This is a genomic window from Bacillus cereus group sp. BcHK124 (assembly GCF_027712065.1).
Classification (GTDB): domain Bacteria; phylum Bacillota; class Bacilli; order Bacillales; family Bacillaceae_G; genus Bacillus_A; species Bacillus_A pacificus.
This window is the reverse complement of the sequence record NZ_JAQFPJ010000001.1, coordinates 348,762-363,378: the sequence shown is the minus strand read 5'-3', so window position 1 is coordinate 363,378 and position 14,617 is coordinate 348,762. Positions and strand designations below refer to the sequence as shown.

Here is a 14,617-nt window from a genome sequence, read left to right as displayed (position 1 = left end):
CTCCATATTAAATTAAAGATTTACGCAATGAAACACTTACTCCTTTTGGTACGTGTGCAACAATTTTTGCTCCCGGTTCGTTCACAGTAACCCATCCTAATCCAGAGAATACAACATCCGTTTTTGGTTCACGAATATTAAACTCGTATTTCACTAGCTCTGGCATATTTTCTAATTCTTCTGGTGTTGGCGGGCTTAGTAAATCCCCTGCATGATTTTTATACAATTCATCTGCTTTCTCAAGCTTCGTACGATGGATTGTTAAACGATTTGAGAAGTGACAAGTAAATGCGCGACGACCGCCACTTACGTAATCAAAACGTGCCAGTCCGCTAAAGAACAATGTTTGTTCTTCATTTAATTGGAATACCATTGGCTTAATTTCTTTTGTTGGTGTAATAAGCTTTAAGCTTTGTTTTCCAACATAATGAGCCATTTGATGGTGGTTAATAATACCTGGCGTATCATATAAAGAAGATTCTTCGTCTAACGGGATATCAATTAAATCAAGCGTTGTTCCTGGGAAATGAGATGTTGTAATTACATTTTCAGTCTCATCACTAAATTCTTTAATCATACGATTAATAAATGTTGATTTCCCTACATTTGTACATCCAACAACGTAAACATCTTTTCCGCCGCGGTAATACTCAATCGCATCTGCCAGCTCAGCAATCCCTTGTCCCTTTGCTGCACTAATTAAAAAGACATCTTCTGGCTTTAATCCTAGCTGCTTTGCACTATAGCGCATCCAATGCTTTACTTTATCATGTTTTACTGACTTAGGAATTAAATCAGCTTTATTCCCAACAAGTAATACTTTATTATTTCCCACGAAACGATGTAAGCCAGGTAACCAGCTACCATTAAAATCAAAAATATCTACAATCTTAACTACTAACGCATCTGATTTTCCAATACCGTTTAGAATACGTAGGAAATCATCATCTGTTAATGATACATCTTGAATTTCGTTATAATGTTTCAATCGAAAACAACGTTGACAAATGACTTGTTCTTTTTCTAAAGATGAGGCAGGAGCATATCCCACTTCATTTTTATCTTCTGTTTGAATTTCTACACCGCAACCAATACATTTAATTGTTTCAGTCAAACTTTATTCCTCCCAGTTAATTAAACCTTTTTTCTTCATGTTTCTCATAATTCTTCGTTCAATTTTTCGATTAAAGCGCGTTACTAATCCGTCCGTTTGTGCTACTGGTACAACTAAAATTGTATGAAGTCCAACTCGGTTTCCACCTAGCACATCCGTTAGTAATTGATCTCCAATTACTACAACTTCATCTGGCTGCAACTGCATGTCTTGTATCGCACGCTTAAACGCACGGACAAATGGCTTACGTGCACTATGAATAAATGGAATGCCTAATGGATCAGCAAAGTCTTTCACTCGTTGCTCATTATTATTTGAAACGACCGTTACTTGAATGCCTTGCTCTTTCATTTTCAAAAACCATTCTTCAAGTTGTGGCGTTGCATTTGGACGATCCCATTCAATTAAAGTGTTATCTAAATCAGTAATAACACCTTTAATTCCACGTTTTTTCAAATCTTCTGGTTGAACATGATATACATTTTTCACATATTCATTTGGTAAAAATAGTTTCAATTTCTTTCACCTCTTTGAGGAGTTTTCATAAAAATTTTTCGACAACATATTTCGATATATGGCCTGTGGATAAAATTGTACACATTTTCCACATTAATTTTTCAGTTAATTTGGAATTTACTAACAATCTATACACATTTTATCCACCTAGGTATGTGGATAACCACTCGTTTGTGACTGTCATATTTTTTTGGTACATTAAATGCAACAACGAATCAATCCTTATATTATTAGGAGGTGACTCACCTTGAAAACAAAACATATGGAACAGTTATCTACTGAGTTACTCACTGAGTCTTATTATAAAGCAAAAGAACTAAAATTAAATCCCGACTTCATTTTACTTATAAAACAAGAAATTATTAGACGCTCATTAGAGGACAAGCTCGTCAAATCGTCTTGATTACATATAAAGTGAAATTTTAAGTAACTAACTTGTAAAAAGAGCCATCCTGCGATGGCTCTCGAATAAACAAGTACTCCCATCTAGGGAATTTCATCATTACGCATCTTTGTCCATAAATCTTGCTTACAGTTATAAAATCTTTTTTACTTATGAGCCAATCGAGTAGCAATTTTTTCACCAAGGCGAAGTTCTTGTCCACTCTTCAATTCTTGCACTACTTCTATCATATCTTTTTCAAACAATAACACAACCGTTGAGCCGAATGTAAAGTATGCCATTTCTTCACCTTTTTGAACAGTGTCTCTTTCATGCAGCAGCTCAATACTATTTACAAACATAGCTCCTACTTTTACAAGCGCCATATGTTCACCGTCACTATTCACTTCTGTAACAGAACGATAATTTTTTGACAATGGTTCTTTCCCGTATTCCATACCAGCTGCATTTACCGGATATGATTTTCTACCGAGTACAAATCTTTCAGTCACAGAACCAGAAAGCGGACTATGAATACGATGATAATGACTTGGGCTTAAATAAATAACCATGTATGTACCACCTGCATATCGCTGTGCACGTTCTTCATTACCTAGCATATCCACAATCGAATAACGCTTGCCTTTAATATCAAATGTTTTTGTGTCCTCAATAGGACCGTGATCAGCAAAAACACCATCAACAGGACTAACAATACTCGATGCATCTGTATCAATACTACGCTTTCCTTCTTTTAGCTTACGCGTAAATAATTCATGCAATGTTCTATATTCCTTCAAACCCTTTTCCATCTCATCTTGATTAATTTGAAACACTTTCGCATACGATGGAATAATGATAGAGCTTAAACGAGATTGTGCAAATTTACGTAATATATAAGAAGTAAAACGACCATTTGTAAGTTCGATCATAAGTCGATATAATGTACGTCGCAAATTGCGGAACCTCCTAATTAGTCTATAACTTTAGCTTTCCCTTCTTTTCCTCCTATATCATATGTAAAATTGGTTCTTATTCCCACATATCATATAGAACTGTTTCAGTATAGATGCAGAAAGCTAAGTATGGTATTATTCTTAAATTGTTTAGCACCTTCTAATATTACAGATAGAATCCGTCATTTTCAACAGTGAACATGGATTTCTTCTGAACACAACTCTTTTTCTTTCCTTATTTACAAAAAGAAAAGCAGCCCATTTTAAAATACGGCTGCTTGCAATGTACATTATTCTTTTGCTTTTTTCTCTTTCTCTGCTCTTACAAATTCATGGAACATTTTCATTAAAGCGCGCTTTTCAATTCTTGATACGTAGCTTCTGGAAATACCAAGCGCCTTTGCAATCTCTCGTTGTGTTTTCTCCTTATCAAGCCCCAGTCCAAAACGCTTCACGATAACTTCTTTCTCTCGTTCGTCTAAAATATCGATATACTCTTTAATCTTTTCTAACTCCATACTCAGCTGGATCATATCAATTACATCTTCAGACTCTGATTTTAATATATCAATAAGCGATATCTCATTCCCCTCTTTATCTTGCCCGATCGGGTCATGAAGTGAAACGTCCTTTTTCGTTTTCTTTAGTACACGTAAATGCATCAAAATTTCATTTTCAATACAGCGTGCTGCATACGTCGCAAGTTTTGTTCCTTTTCCTGCCGAATAACTCTCGATCGCTTTAATGAGCCCGATTGTACCAATTGAAATTAAATCTTCTGCATCTTCCCCTGTGTTTTCAAATTTTTTAACGATATGAGCTACAAGCCGTAAATTATGTTCAATTAACAGATTCCTCGCTTGAGCATCACCTTGCTCCATTAACTCTAAGTACTTTCTCTCATCGTCTGATGATAACGGCTGCGGAAACGCATTGTTCTTCACATAAGAAACAAAAACAAACACTTCTCGAACCATATATCCAATTGCGGCGAATAGACTCAAACCTTTCACCTCCGCCAAAATAGTGGTCTTTACTAAGTGTATGTGGGCGTGAGGTTGTTTGTGTCTGTACGATATCATTCCCATATGTTTTTAAGCATAATAGTTGTTTCATAAAGCTTCACTACGTATACTTAAACAAAAGATTGGAGAGTGAAATATGAAATATTTCATTTCCCTCTTGTACCTGAGTAGCTTGTAAGAGATGAACTCCTTGTACGCTCTTGCAAGCTACTTGTACTACAAGGAGGGATTACAAATATGAAATTTGAAAGAACACGTGCTTATACAAGACACCAACGTCAACGTACAATGCGTCGAAAAATGAATATTGCAAAACACGCATGGGGATATACTCCTGAAATTGCCGGTATTTTTGCAAAAGGAAAAGTTCACTGTTCTTGTGGAATGTGTACAATAAAGTGGAGAACAGAAGGACCGCCTGCTAGTGTACAGAAGTGGTTATATAAAATTGATACATACGAAGAATAATCGTTCTTTCTAAAAACCATTCTAAATGAACTCGCATGGCTAGGATCTGGTTCATATACAAGGTGGTACCCTTTTACTTCTTCTCCATTTTCATACTCACATGAGGAGTGTGTTAAATCTACAAATACAAGTCTCATATCTTGTCTAGCCTTCAAATTTTCTAAGACGACGTTCTCCTCAACAATATCACTTGGCCATAACGTTTTTTCTCGATAGCTTTTTGTCCATTATAATGAAAATGCATCACATCACCTAATGGATGTACTAGCACAACACACCCCGTATTCGGCAATGGATAGCCATTCACTTCTTGCATATAATTTACTTCTTTCCAACCGCGCCAATCATCCTTAACAGTTACATATGTATAAAATTCATATCCTTCTTTTGTATATTTTTTTAAGAATGTATTTGCAACCTCTCTTGCTTTATTCTCTTCTATCGCTTCCTTACCGTTCGAAAAATCTTTTTCATCCTCTATCCTAAAGTCAATTAAATTACCAGTATGTCTATTCAACGTAATCTGTATTGTTCTCTCCCCATCCTCTTTATGTTCCCACCATAATAGATGATATGGGTCATCCACACCTTCTTGATCATCTACAACAAGCCTATAATCATCTGGAATGTCAATAATATGAGCCACTTGCTCTTTTCTTTCTTTATCTTTTTGATTCATCATACCGCTCCCTTTATTACAATTTAAGGTAATTATAACAAACAAAAGAAATATAAAGTGAAACTTTAATCAGCCCTCACCAATCGGGCTTTTACGGGCAGTAAGACCCCCACCTACCTTCTTTGCTTTCGCTGAATTTTGAGGTAAGAGTCTTACTGTCCGGCAAATAGCGGGATAAACGAAAAAAGACTAGAGATATCTCTAGTCTTCTACTTCGTTTCACGATGTAACGTTACTCGCTTTAATCGTGGACAATATTTTTTTAGTTCGATGCGCTCTGGATTGTTTCGTTTATTTTTTTTAGAAATATAATTACGATCACCGCACTCTGTACAAGCTAATGTAATATTTACACGCATATGTAATTCTCCTTTCTTTTAAAGATCGCAAACTAAAACGTAATGATTACGATTTAAATATTATATAACTTCATTCTATTTGTCAATTGCAAAAAAAGACAAAAATCTGAAACAATTAGTTCATACGAAATTCACACGAATCTATTACTATAGAAATTGTACATAGTGAACTTATTAACAATCACGTTTATTTATATAGAATTTCACTTGAAAGGAGTTGAAAGTATGAAAACTAAATATCGTTTTATGATCTCATCATTTGCTGCTTGCGCCTACATGATTTGGTGTTTAGTATAATAACAACCTCACTTGTAAATAGGAAAAAGGTGTGTATATAAATGGAATATAATCAATCAACAGTTAACTACTGGAAAGCTTTTGTACTACCATATACATTTGCTTTAGAAGAGTTAAAAACTAAATTTGAAATTATGAACCGGGAAGCCCAATTTTTAGAGGATTACAACCCGTTTGAACATATAAAAACAAGATTAAAACAACCTGAAAGTATTATTAAAAAGCTTGAACGTAAAAATTTATTACCGACAGTTGAAAATGCGCAAACGCATTTACAAGACATCATCGGCATTCGTATTACATGTTGCTTCGTAGAAGATATCTATCATTTAAAAGAAGTCATTCAAAAGCGTGAAGATATGGAAATCATAGAGATAAAAGATTATATCGCTAATCCAAAACAAAATGGATATAAAAGTTTACACATGATTATTAAATATCCTTTATCACTGAATTCTGGTACAAAAGAAGTCTTTGCAGAAATTCAATTACGTACGCTCGCAATGGACTTTTGGGCAAGTTTAGAACATAAACTTTATTATAAATATGAAGGGAAAATACCTGAGTATTTAAAAGATGAACTACATGATGCCGCAATGAAAGCTGAAGATCTTGATAATAAAATGGCAACCATTCGCCAAGATATTGATGATATCGAGGCATGCTCAGATCAAATTATGTTACCACTATAAAAAAAGGTTCTCGTCAATGAGAACCTTTTTTGCGCTATTTACGGAAAGTTTCACTTTATTTCTTCTCTATCGTGCGAACCTCTTCAATTTTCCAGCCATCCTCTTCTTTTCCAAGTGCATACTGTACTTTCTTCTGAAGTGTGACCTCTCCATCTGTTTCCTTTTCTTTTGTTTCAACAACAACATATCCTGCTTTACTAGCTTTTATGTCTATATGTTCCAATTCAATTTTTTTATTTCCCTTTTGAAAAGCTGCTTCTTTTTGCGTTTTTAAGTCTTCAGCACTAGGCATGTTCTTTGAAAATAACTCCATATGTTCAGTAAGATTTTTTTCATTTGTCGTCCGTACAAATTTCTCTATCACACCTTGAATCGTTTTCTCTTCTCCTTTCGTTATTTGTACCTTTTCTTCATCTTTTGTAGTAGTAGCTTTTTGTTCTATCTGATTCTCTTTGGATTGACATCCAACTAGCAATAATACACCTATTAGAAAGGATACTATCCCTCTGAAAAAAGCTCTCATCTTCCCATCTCCTAAAAAGAAAAGTGAGGCATTTCGCCTCACTTTCGTTTATAATTAGCGTCTTCCTTTATTCGGGTCGCCACCGCCAACAATATCAAAGACACGCTTAGCGATATTTGTATTCTCTTGAACGCCAGAGAACAAGTATTTACCAGGGCCAAATGCATATACGTTTACATCTTCACCTGTATGTCCACCTGTTGTCCATCCAGTAAACGAACGCTTATTGAAAATATCTTCAATCGCATTATCAATCTTCGTTACATCTTTTGAAGGAGCTATATCATTTACCGCTTTAATTTCTTCCGGTGTTAATTGTAAATCAATATACTTTTTCAATGTTTCTTCTACGTTTGCACCTTTTGCAATCTCGTTTGCCATGAAGTCTGGTGTACGTTTTGCAGCTTTAATTGGCTCTACTTTAAAGTTATACTCACCATTCACACCTAAAGATAATCCACCTGTAGAGTGGTCTGCCGTTGCAACGACTAACGTATTTTTATCTTTTTTCGCAAACTCGATCGCTGCTTTAAATGCCTTTTCAAAGTCTTCCATTTCACTCATTGCGCCAACGATATCATTATCGTGTCCTGCCCAGTCAATTTGACTTCCTTCAACCATTAAGAAGAAACCTTTTTTATTTTTGTTTAAACGCTCAATTGCTGCATTTGTCATTTCTTCTAATGAAGGTGTTTTATCAGTACGGTCAATCATTTTATCTAAACCGCCTGGCGCAAATAAACCTAGAATTTGATCATTTTTATCATTTAACAATTGATTACGATCTGTTACATAGCTATAACCAGATTTCTTAAACTCTTCTGTAAGATTACGATCTTTTCTAACAAAGTTATTTACACCACCACCAAGCATAACGTCTACTTTATGCTTCCCTTTAATTTTCTCATCAAAATAATCATTTGCAATTGCGTCCATATTTTTACGACTAATGTCATGCGCACCGAAAGCAGCTGGTGTTGCATGTGTAATTTCAGAAGTAGCAACGAGTCCCGTTGATTTCCCTTGCTCTTTCGCTTGTTCAAGGACAGTTTTCACTTCTGCTTTATCATTATCAACTGCAATTGCCGCATTATATGTCTTAATTCCTGCTGACATAGCTGTTGCTGCTGAGGCAGAGTCTGTGATATTTTCATGTTCATCTTCCGGATATGTCTTTTGTGTTCCTACAAGATGCTTATCAAACTCTGTAGATTCCATCTCGAATGTTTTTGGATTATCTTTCATATAACGATGAGCCGTCATATATGAAGGGCCCATACCATCTCCAATTAACACAATAACATTTTTAATCTTTGCATTGCTTCCGCTCTCATCTGCATTCACTTCACTAGAACGTGTAAAATTCCATGTTGCCACCGAAGTAACTGCTAACGACGCCACAACTGCAAATGGCCATGCTTTTTTCACAAACTTTTTCACTGTATTGTCCCCCTAATTAGGTTATTCATTTCCCACTATCAAATTTAATAGAAGACTATTAAGACAAAATTAGTTATATGTAAATTTTTTGTTAACTTATGTAAATATCAGTTATAATTTGTATAAGTTTGTCTGTTCATATCAATCATCTTCCTCTTTACAATCAAAATATAAACAAGTTGGATTTCATTTAACGTAAATCTCTTACTTTAACATTTTCAATCTACTTTTATAAAAATTAATAGAAATGTGGTGAGCATTTATGAAAACAATACAGCTAGATGAATCTTTTATTTTCGATCTACTCGACCTTTGTAAAGCTGTTGGATGGTTACAAGAGAAAACATTTATGAAAAAACAATTTGAAATGTACTTTTCTCTTGGCACACTTATCGGTTATATGCATGACAATAAGCTGATTGCAACTGGAGGAGTATTTCCTTTTAAAGATAGTTTTTCTACTATTGGCATGTTAATCGTCCATCCTGATTTTCAAGGCCAGGGCATCGGGCGAACATTGCTAAATCATTGCTTAGCACACACTCACCCAAAACAACCAATTGCACTTATTGCAACAAAAGCTGGCGAGCCTCTTTATACATCATGCGGATTTCAAACAGTAACGACGATTCATCGTTTTGAGAAACAAACTACTAAAACACATATTACTCATACGCAACAAGTAAAAGAAAAAGACATTATATCGCTTATTTCTCTCGATCAAAGTACAACTGGTGCCGATCGTTCTTTACTGTATTCATTACTATTACCAAGAACAAGTCACTCTTTTAAAATTGAGAGACATAACTGTATAGAAGCTTTTTCCTTATGCATACAAAAAGGTAATATATTATGTATCAATCCACTTATCGCCAAACGAGAAGAAGATGCTATTCAATTACTACAAAAGATATGTGAATGTTGGAATGGCACAGTAAGGCTTGATGTCCCACATTCACAATTTTCATTTCGCAAATTGCTTCAAACAGAAAATTTCCAAGAAACGCTCCTTTCACCTCTTATGATCAAAAATGGTAGCCAACTTCCTGGAAATCGTAATATGCTATTTGCTATGATAGATACAGCGTTATGTTAGAAAGGGGACACCTAATTGAGGCGATTTAGCTACTTTATGGTAGGTTGTCTTACTCTTACACTATTAGTAGGATGTAGTGCAGCAGAAAAACCAGTAGAACAAGTAAAACAAGTTAAAAATACACTTACAGCAAAACTAGCTACCGAGGAAAAAATGATAGAAATAGATGGTCAAACCATTTACTTCAAAAAGATTGGTAATGAAAAACCACCTTTACTTATGATCCATGGATTTGGAGGATCATCAGATGGTTTTCAAAAGATTTACTCAGACTTAGCAAAAAATCATACAATTATTTCTGTAGATGCTTTAGGCTTCGGACGCTCATCTAAGCCGATGGATTTTTATTATTCTTTCCCAACCCATGCAAATTTGTATTATAAATTAATGAAAAAACTAGGTTACGATTCGTTTGCAATACTGGGCCACTCAATGGGCGGAGAAATTTCTCTTAATTTAACATATTTATATCCAGAAGCCGTTACCCACCTTATTTTAACTGATGCTACAGGCGGTCCTCATACACTCGTTAATAAACAAGGATCACCAAGACCACAGTTGTCGACTGATTTAAATACCGTTTCTGCTATTACAGATTATGATGAGAGCAAAGTGAAATTTAAACGTAATGATGAAGAGCATTACAATAAAATGAAATTATGGCCGAGACGTCTTCAAATTAATGCAGATGAAATAAAACAGCCAACCTTAATTATATGGGGAAGAAATGATAGTAGCGTTTCTTGGGAAGAGGGAGAAACGTATCATCAATTTTTAAAAAATAGTACTTTCCATATTATCGAAAAAGGTTATCACGCACCATTTCGTCAGGAACCACAGGAGTTTGTAGGGTATGTGAAAGACTTCTTTGACAAAAACCCTATAATAGCTGAAAAATAAGCGGGTATCTCATTTTGAGATACCCGCTTTCATATATTAAGCAGCTTGCTTTTGGCGTTTTTGAGTTTTTGAACCTAATACTTTCGGAATAACGAAACCATCTATTCCAAATTTACCAGCATTCATACCAGAAACTAGAACGAACATTGATAAAATAACCATTTCAGGATTCACACCAATTGACCCACTAAACATATAGGAAAAGTTCATTACAAGACCGAAAAAGACCGCTGTTTTTGTTAAACAGCCTACAATTAAACCAATTCCGACTAAAATTTCTCCCCACGTTACAAGTGTATTAAATAGATCAACGTTTGGAATTGCGAAATCTTGTAAAAATGATGCCCACCAAGATTGAACAGCCGGTTGTGCTCCTTTAGATTTTTCAATTGCACCTTGTAAATAACCAGTTGCATCGAATCCTTTTCCTTGTAGTTTACCGATTCCAGCCATTAACCATGTGTAACCAAGATACACTCGAATTACCGCTAACACAAAAGAAACTGCTTTGTTTTCTCTTAAAAATTGAATAACCATATCTTCCTCCTAAAGTTGTAATTAAGTTAGTTACAGATAATATAATAACATTAGTTACTTATTTTTAAAATGTTAATTATGAATAATTCGTGACATGTGTATGAAACATCAAAAACTAACGTTTATATAGTAACTTTTATTACCTGTAAAAACTTGAACATATCATACCATAAGTGATAATGGTTTTCATTGAAGAAAATGTAAAAAAAATGTGAGTTAAATGTGAAACACGTTTATTCGAATATAGAATAAACGTGTTTCACACTACTTATATAATTGAAATGTATGTGTCTCTTTATCAATTAACCGTGCTTCTTCAAAAGCCTCTCCTAACGTTTTTTCATGGTTAATAAGCCCGTAAAATAAGCGTATTGTAAACATAAGTGCTGCATTCCCATCTACATAATCTATTGATCCAATATACGATTTTGCGCCACTACGTAAGAAAGATTCTGCTAATTTTCGCTCCCCTAACGTACACCCACTATTTACAATATTTACATTATGCAATTTTGCATATTTATAAATTTCTGCTGCACCAAAGTATCCCTGCGGTTCATCTTGTTCATATATATCTTCACCTAACTCTTCCATGACAAATTTTCCTTCCTCACCATGGAAGCAAAAGACAACATAATCGATATCATTATATAAACCGTTTCCAGAAAGAATATCGACGAACTCTTTCGGTCTACCGATCCAGTACGTTATAACTTTCGCCCCAAAATATTCAAGTGATGCTCTGATTGATTGCGCCTCTAAATCCGAATTAAAGCCAACTACTAGTGCAACATTCAACATACACCCTCCATCCTATCATTAGATCTCCTCAATCCAACTTTTAAGGGATACATCCATTTCATATATACCCGTTTCTTGCAAAAAATCAGCTCTAGTTAAAACGACCTTCTGTAAATATTTCCTATATGCTGTAATTGTCCCGTCGTGAGATACAATGCAAACTCTTTCCGCACCGAGCTCATAACATAAAAGAAGAAATTCATCTACTATTTGCTGAAAGCTATGTTCTGAAATAGTATTTATACCTTCCGTCCATAACTGCTGATTTGTGTTTTTCTCTATCGAAAAATGTGGAAATGAATTTGTTATTATTCCCTGATCTACTATGTGATCACATGGTAATGTTTTCGCTCCTTCTCGATAAGGAAAAATACGCGGGGATACATATGGATGGACAATTTTTTGACAAGCTACCTTCTCACTCCATATCGCCGCCGTTTGCAAAGTTCTAAGTGTAGGGCTAGCGATTAATATATCCGTTTCTTGCAAGGGTACATTGCATTGAAGTAATTTAGCTTGATTCCTTCCCTCATCTGTTAATGATGGATTCAACCTTTGTAAACTTGCCGGCAAATCTTTTGTATGTTCTCCTTCACCGTGCCGAACAAAGACGAGTTTCATGCCCATCCTCCTCTCACTATGAAATTCTCTCACATATTTCTTCCCTATTTGATCCTTTATTCCTGCTATATACAAAACCGATATGTAAAAAACATTTGACATAAAGAATTGGAAAACATTACAATTGTATATGTAAAACACTTTTTACAGGGGGAGAGGAGAAGCATACATATGAAATGGATAACCATCTTAATTGGCATGATTATATGGGGATATATAAACGGATTTTTCAGCAGTGATAAAACTGCTAATCCTTGGATTACAGATGATGAACGGGAAACAAAAATTAAACAGAAAGCAATTATTGCAAGCTGGTCTGGTGTTTTTATGTTTTGTACCATTAACCTCTTAAACAAATGGTTAGGTGCAGGAACGAGCGATACATCACCTTACTTACCATCTTCTATCGCAACTATTTTAAAAGAAAATGTAGAGTTACAAATTTTATTTATGCTATTTATTACGTATGGCATATTTTACGTATACTATCGAAGAAAACTAAGTGCTTAACTTTCATCTCATGATTATCCTCCTAAATGGTTATAGTAATTAGGACGAAATGAAAGGAGCGATATAAAAATGAGTAACTCGAATGATTTTTTAGATACACTGCATGAAAAACAAGCAAAAGATGAACAGAACAGAAAGCGTCAGGGAAACGGCAACCCAGCGAAAAAAAAGCCAAATAAAACACATAAATAATAATAAAAAAACGTGCCTAAAATGATCTTTTAGGCACATTTTTTATTCTTCTTTTACCGAGATGACATTTCCCCAATTCCATTTCTCATAATACCACTCTGGTACATCTATATTTTCAATCCACTTCATTTCATGCTTTCCATCTCTATGAGCAAGCCATACATCTGCTTTCTTACGGTCTGAACGTATCCATATTAATTGATTGCTCTTCTTCATAAAGATTGGATGATAATCACCCTGCTTATGAGGTGGCTTTGTGATTCGATGCTGTACATTGCTTGTACTATCAACCTCATATAAAGATGGTAGTGGCCTTTTTTCTGGCAATGTTTCAAATCCTCCCTCTTTTGCTCGAGAGACGATAATTACGTTATCGTTCTTCCATGCAAAATCCCAATCAACATATCCTTGCGGCGTAAATGTGTTCTGCTGAAGTGCTGGCAGTTCTTTTACTTTTAAATGTTTATTCTCTAACGCAACTCTTCCGCTCCCTTCAATATAAGCTAATATATTTTTTGATGGTGACCATTGAAACCATTGTGCGTTTAATAACATTTGATCTACTTTTTCAAACCGACTGCCATCTGCACGAACTAAGCAAAGCGTATTACTATCAGCTGACCATGAAGCTGTCGGTACCGCTAAAAATGAAATCCACTTTTGATCTGGTGACCACTTAAAGCCACTTGCAACTAGCGCTAGGAAATCATCATGTTCATTTGGCAATGCATACAAATGTTTCATTTTATGAGGGTTCATATGGGCATCTTTTTGCACTTCATATAGCTGTGCTCCTGTCCATCCTGTTGGAAGTAAGTGTGCTTCAGAGGATACAAAAAACTTCTTTCCATCAGGATACCATGCATAATCTCCTACACCTGCCGATACATTTTCAAAATCCACATTCTTTTTTTGAACATCAAACGTATTTAACGTATTCGCAAATACAAATGCAATTGTATTCTCTTTCGGTGACCATTGATAATTTGATACTTCAGATTGCAATGGCCTAACTTTTTTTCCATCTTCCAGTCGGTACAATTCCAAGGTGTTTTGTTTCTTCCCTTTAACATAGGCAATCCATTCTCCATCATGAGACCATTTCGGCCCTATTATGTATTCACCTTTTGTTATTTGTTTTTCCTTTCCATCAATTTTAATCCAAAGGTCATGATGACGAACAAAAGCAATTTTCACACCACTATTTTCTGCTTTAATAATAGTAATTGAACTTAAAAATATAAATAATACTACGATGGCACTTACTATAACCTTTTTCATAACACCCCTCCATTTCCTTCCTAGCATTCCTCAATGTCCACCTACAATATGTAAAAAATACCTATTCGACATAATCAGAAAAAATTTCCCAAGAAATTTCAAATTCATAGAGGATTGGTATGAATTATGTCGAAAATATAGTTTAGCTAACATCCGATTATGTAATTCGAGATAAAGTGAAACTTTAATCAGTGGGGGTTTTCTTCATCCCCCACTGATTATTAGTTG

General features: G+C 34.9%; 18 protein-coding genes and 1 pseudogene. 7 read left to right on the top strand and 12 right to left on the bottom strand.

The annotated features are described in order from the left end of the window. Nucleotides 1-7 precede the first annotated feature (7 nt). Together yqeH and PDK19_RS01955 are read right to left on the bottom strand one after the other, a co-directional pair. Nucleotides 8-1,114: a ribosome biogenesis GTPase YqeH gene (gene yqeH / locus PDK19_RS01960; RefSeq protein WP_000140795.1), complete on the bottom strand. Its 1,107-nt coding sequence runs from the start codon at nucleotides 1,112-1,114 to the stop codon at nucleotides 8-10. Between the two features lie 3 nt (nucleotides 1,115-1,117). Then, on the bottom strand, nucleotides 1,118-1,630 hold the full coding sequence (locus PDK19_RS01955) for a YqeG family HAD IIIA-type phosphatase (RefSeq protein ID WP_000765306.1): 513 nt from the start codon (nucleotides 1,628-1,630) through the stop codon (nucleotides 1,118-1,120). A gap of 247 nt (nucleotides 1,631-1,877) precedes the next feature. On the opposite strand from PDK19_RS01955, the gene PDK19_RS01950 reads away from it, so the two are divergent. Further along, nucleotides 1,878-2,033, top strand: a complete 156-nt coding sequence (locus PDK19_RS01950) for a sporulation histidine kinase inhibitor Sda (RefSeq protein WP_000850094.1) — start codon at nucleotides 1,878-1,880, stop codon at nucleotides 2,031-2,033. Between the two features lie 146 nt (nucleotides 2,034-2,179). Here PDK19_RS01950 and PDK19_RS01945 read toward each other — a convergent pair whose 3' ends face one another. Together PDK19_RS01945 and sigK are read right to left on the bottom strand one after the other, a co-directional pair. Beyond that, complete coding sequence (locus tag PDK19_RS01945) at nucleotides 2,180-2,968, bottom strand: phosphatidylserine decarboxylase (protein WP_001254997.1); 789 nt, start codon at nucleotides 2,966-2,968, stop codon at nucleotides 2,180-2,182. 290 nt (nucleotides 2,969-3,258) lie between these two features. Next, on the bottom strand, nucleotides 3,259-3,972 hold the full coding sequence (gene sigK / locus PDK19_RS01940; protein ID WP_000051382.1) for an RNA polymerase sporulation sigma factor SigK: 714 nt from the start codon (nucleotides 3,970-3,972) through the stop codon (nucleotides 3,259-3,261). A gap of 258 nt (nucleotides 3,973-4,230) precedes the next feature. Here sigK and PDK19_RS01935 point away from each other — a divergent pair, with 258 nt between their 5' ends. Further along, nucleotides 4,231-4,461 carry a hypothetical protein gene (locus PDK19_RS01935; RefSeq protein WP_000667453.1) on the top strand — a complete coding sequence of 77 codons (231 nt, stop codon included), beginning with the start codon at nucleotides 4,231-4,233 and terminating at the stop codon, nucleotides 4,459-4,461. Between the two features lie 32 nt (nucleotides 4,462-4,493). Here PDK19_RS01935 and PDK19_RS01930 read toward each other — a convergent pair. Beyond that, nucleotides 4,494-5,140, bottom strand: a pseudogene (locus tag PDK19_RS01930) (YcdB/YcdC domain-containing protein); the annotation flags it as partial. A 209-nt stretch (nucleotides 5,141-5,349) separates the two neighbouring features. Beyond that, nucleotides 5,350-5,499, bottom strand: coding sequence for a 50S ribosomal protein L33 (rpmG, locus tag PDK19_RS01925; RefSeq protein ID WP_001265617.1), 150 nt, complete (start codon nucleotides 5,497-5,499; stop codon nucleotides 5,350-5,352). Nucleotides 5,500-5,837: 338 nt separating this feature from the next. Between rpmG and PDK19_RS01920 the strand changes: the two genes are divergently transcribed. Next, a complete protein-coding gene (locus PDK19_RS01920) occupies nucleotides 5,838-6,488 on the top strand; it encodes a GTP pyrophosphokinase (RefSeq protein ID WP_000456211.1) in 651 nt (216 codons plus the stop codon). A 55-nt stretch (nucleotides 6,489-6,543) separates the two neighbouring features. Here the strand turns inward: PDK19_RS01920 and PDK19_RS01915 are convergent, their stop codons facing one another. Together PDK19_RS01915 and PDK19_RS01910 are read right to left on the bottom strand one after the other, a co-directional pair. Next, nucleotides 6,544-7,011, bottom strand: coding sequence for a hypothetical protein (locus PDK19_RS01915; RefSeq protein WP_001201022.1), 468 nt, complete (start codon nucleotides 7,009-7,011; stop codon nucleotides 6,544-6,546). Between the two features lie 54 nt (nucleotides 7,012-7,065). Continuing rightward, entirely contained in the window at nucleotides 7,066-8,451 is a 1,386-nt protein-coding gene (locus PDK19_RS01910; RefSeq protein ID WP_000714924.1) for an alkaline phosphatase, read from the bottom strand. Nucleotides 8,452-8,713: 262 nt separating this feature from the next. Here PDK19_RS01910 and PDK19_RS01905 point away from each other — a divergent pair, with 262 nt between their 5' ends. Then, complete coding sequence (locus tag PDK19_RS01905; RefSeq protein ID WP_000849425.1) at nucleotides 8,714-9,547, top strand: GNAT family N-acetyltransferase; 834 nt, start codon at nucleotides 8,714-8,716, stop codon at nucleotides 9,545-9,547. A 15-nt stretch (nucleotides 9,548-9,562) separates the two neighbouring features. Continuing rightward, the gene (locus PDK19_RS01900; RefSeq protein WP_014893506.1) at nucleotides 9,563-10,447 is read left to right on the top strand and encodes an alpha/beta fold hydrolase; all 885 of its coding nucleotides are present in this window, start codon (nucleotides 9,563-9,565) and stop codon (nucleotides 10,445-10,447) included. Nucleotides 10,448-10,483: 36 nt separating this feature from the next. On the opposite strand, the gene PDK19_RS01895 is transcribed toward PDK19_RS01900, so the two are convergent. From PDK19_RS01895 to PDK19_RS01885, 3 genes are all read right to left on the bottom strand, one after another. Further along, nucleotides 10,484-10,984 carry a DoxX family protein gene (locus PDK19_RS01895; RefSeq protein ID WP_000236600.1) on the bottom strand — a complete coding sequence of 167 codons (501 nt, stop codon included), beginning with the start codon at nucleotides 10,982-10,984 and terminating at the stop codon, nucleotides 10,484-10,486. 264 nt (nucleotides 10,985-11,248) lie between these two features. Next, entirely contained in the window at nucleotides 11,249-11,785 is a 537-nt protein-coding gene (locus PDK19_RS01890) for a CHAT domain-containing protein (RefSeq protein ID WP_242296095.1), read from the bottom strand. Nucleotides 11,786-11,803: 18 nt separating this feature from the next. Then, nucleotides 11,804-12,508, bottom strand: a complete 705-nt coding sequence (locus PDK19_RS01885; protein WP_116733332.1) for a histidine phosphatase family protein — start codon at nucleotides 12,506-12,508, stop codon at nucleotides 11,804-11,806. A gap of 69 nt (nucleotides 12,509-12,577) precedes the next feature. Here PDK19_RS01885 and PDK19_RS01880 point away from each other — a divergent pair, with 69 nt between their 5' ends. After that, entirely contained in the window at nucleotides 12,578-12,916 is a 339-nt protein-coding gene (locus PDK19_RS01880; protein ID WP_014893505.1) for a hypothetical protein, read from the top strand. Nucleotides 12,917-12,985: 69 nt separating this feature from the next. Continuing rightward, nucleotides 12,986-13,108: a DUF4023 domain-containing protein gene (locus PDK19_RS01875; protein ID WP_000071861.1), complete on the top strand. Its 123-nt coding sequence runs from the start codon at nucleotides 12,986-12,988 to the stop codon at nucleotides 13,106-13,108. Nucleotides 13,109-13,150: 42 nt separating this feature from the next. On the opposite strand, the gene PDK19_RS01870 is transcribed toward PDK19_RS01875, so the two are convergent. Continuing rightward, complete coding sequence (locus tag PDK19_RS01870; RefSeq protein WP_074615085.1) at nucleotides 13,151-14,389, bottom strand: eIF2A-related protein; 1,239 nt, start codon at nucleotides 14,387-14,389, stop codon at nucleotides 13,151-13,153. Nucleotides 14,390-14,617 lie beyond the last annotated feature (228 nt).

Bases quoted from the DNA above. Each gene is read 5' to 3' on its own strand.
- PDK19_RS01880 (WP_014893505.1), top strand. From the start codon at position 12,578: ATGAAATGGATAACCATCTTAATTGGCATGATTATATGGGGATATATA.
- PDK19_RS01885 (WP_116733332.1), bottom strand. From the start codon at position 12,508: ATGTCAAATGTTTTTTACATATCGGTTTTGTATATAGCAGGAATAAAG.
- PDK19_RS01915 (WP_001201022.1), bottom strand. From the start codon at position 7,011: ATGAGAGCTTTTTTCAGAGGGATAGTATCCTTTCTAATAGGTGTATTA.
- PDK19_RS01870 (WP_074615085.1), bottom strand. From the start codon at position 14,389: ATGAAAAAGGTTATAGTAAGTGCCATCGTAGTATTATTTATATTTTTA.
- rpmG (WP_001265617.1), bottom strand. From the start codon at position 5,499: ATGCGTGTAAATATTACATTAGCTTGTACAGAGTGCGGTGATCGTAAT.
- PDK19_RS01920 (WP_000456211.1), top strand. From the start codon at position 5,838: ATGGAATATAATCAATCAACAGTTAACTACTGGAAAGCTTTTGTACTA.
- PDK19_RS01935 (WP_000667453.1), top strand. From the start codon at position 4,231: ATGAAATTTGAAAGAACACGTGCTTATACAAGACACCAACGTCAACGT.
- PDK19_RS01905 (WP_000849425.1), top strand. From the start codon at position 8,714: ATGAAAACAATACAGCTAGATGAATCTTTTATTTTCGATCTACTCGAC.
- PDK19_RS01875 (WP_000071861.1), top strand. From the start codon at position 12,986: ATGAGTAACTCGAATGATTTTTTAGATACACTGCATGAAAAACAAGCA.
- PDK19_RS01890 (WP_242296095.1), bottom strand. From the start codon at position 11,785: ATGTTGAATGTTGCACTAGTAGTTGGCTTTAATTCGGATTTAGAGGCG.
- PDK19_RS01895 (WP_000236600.1), bottom strand. From the start codon at position 10,984: ATGGTTATTCAATTTTTAAGAGAAAACAAAGCAGTTTCTTTTGTGTTA.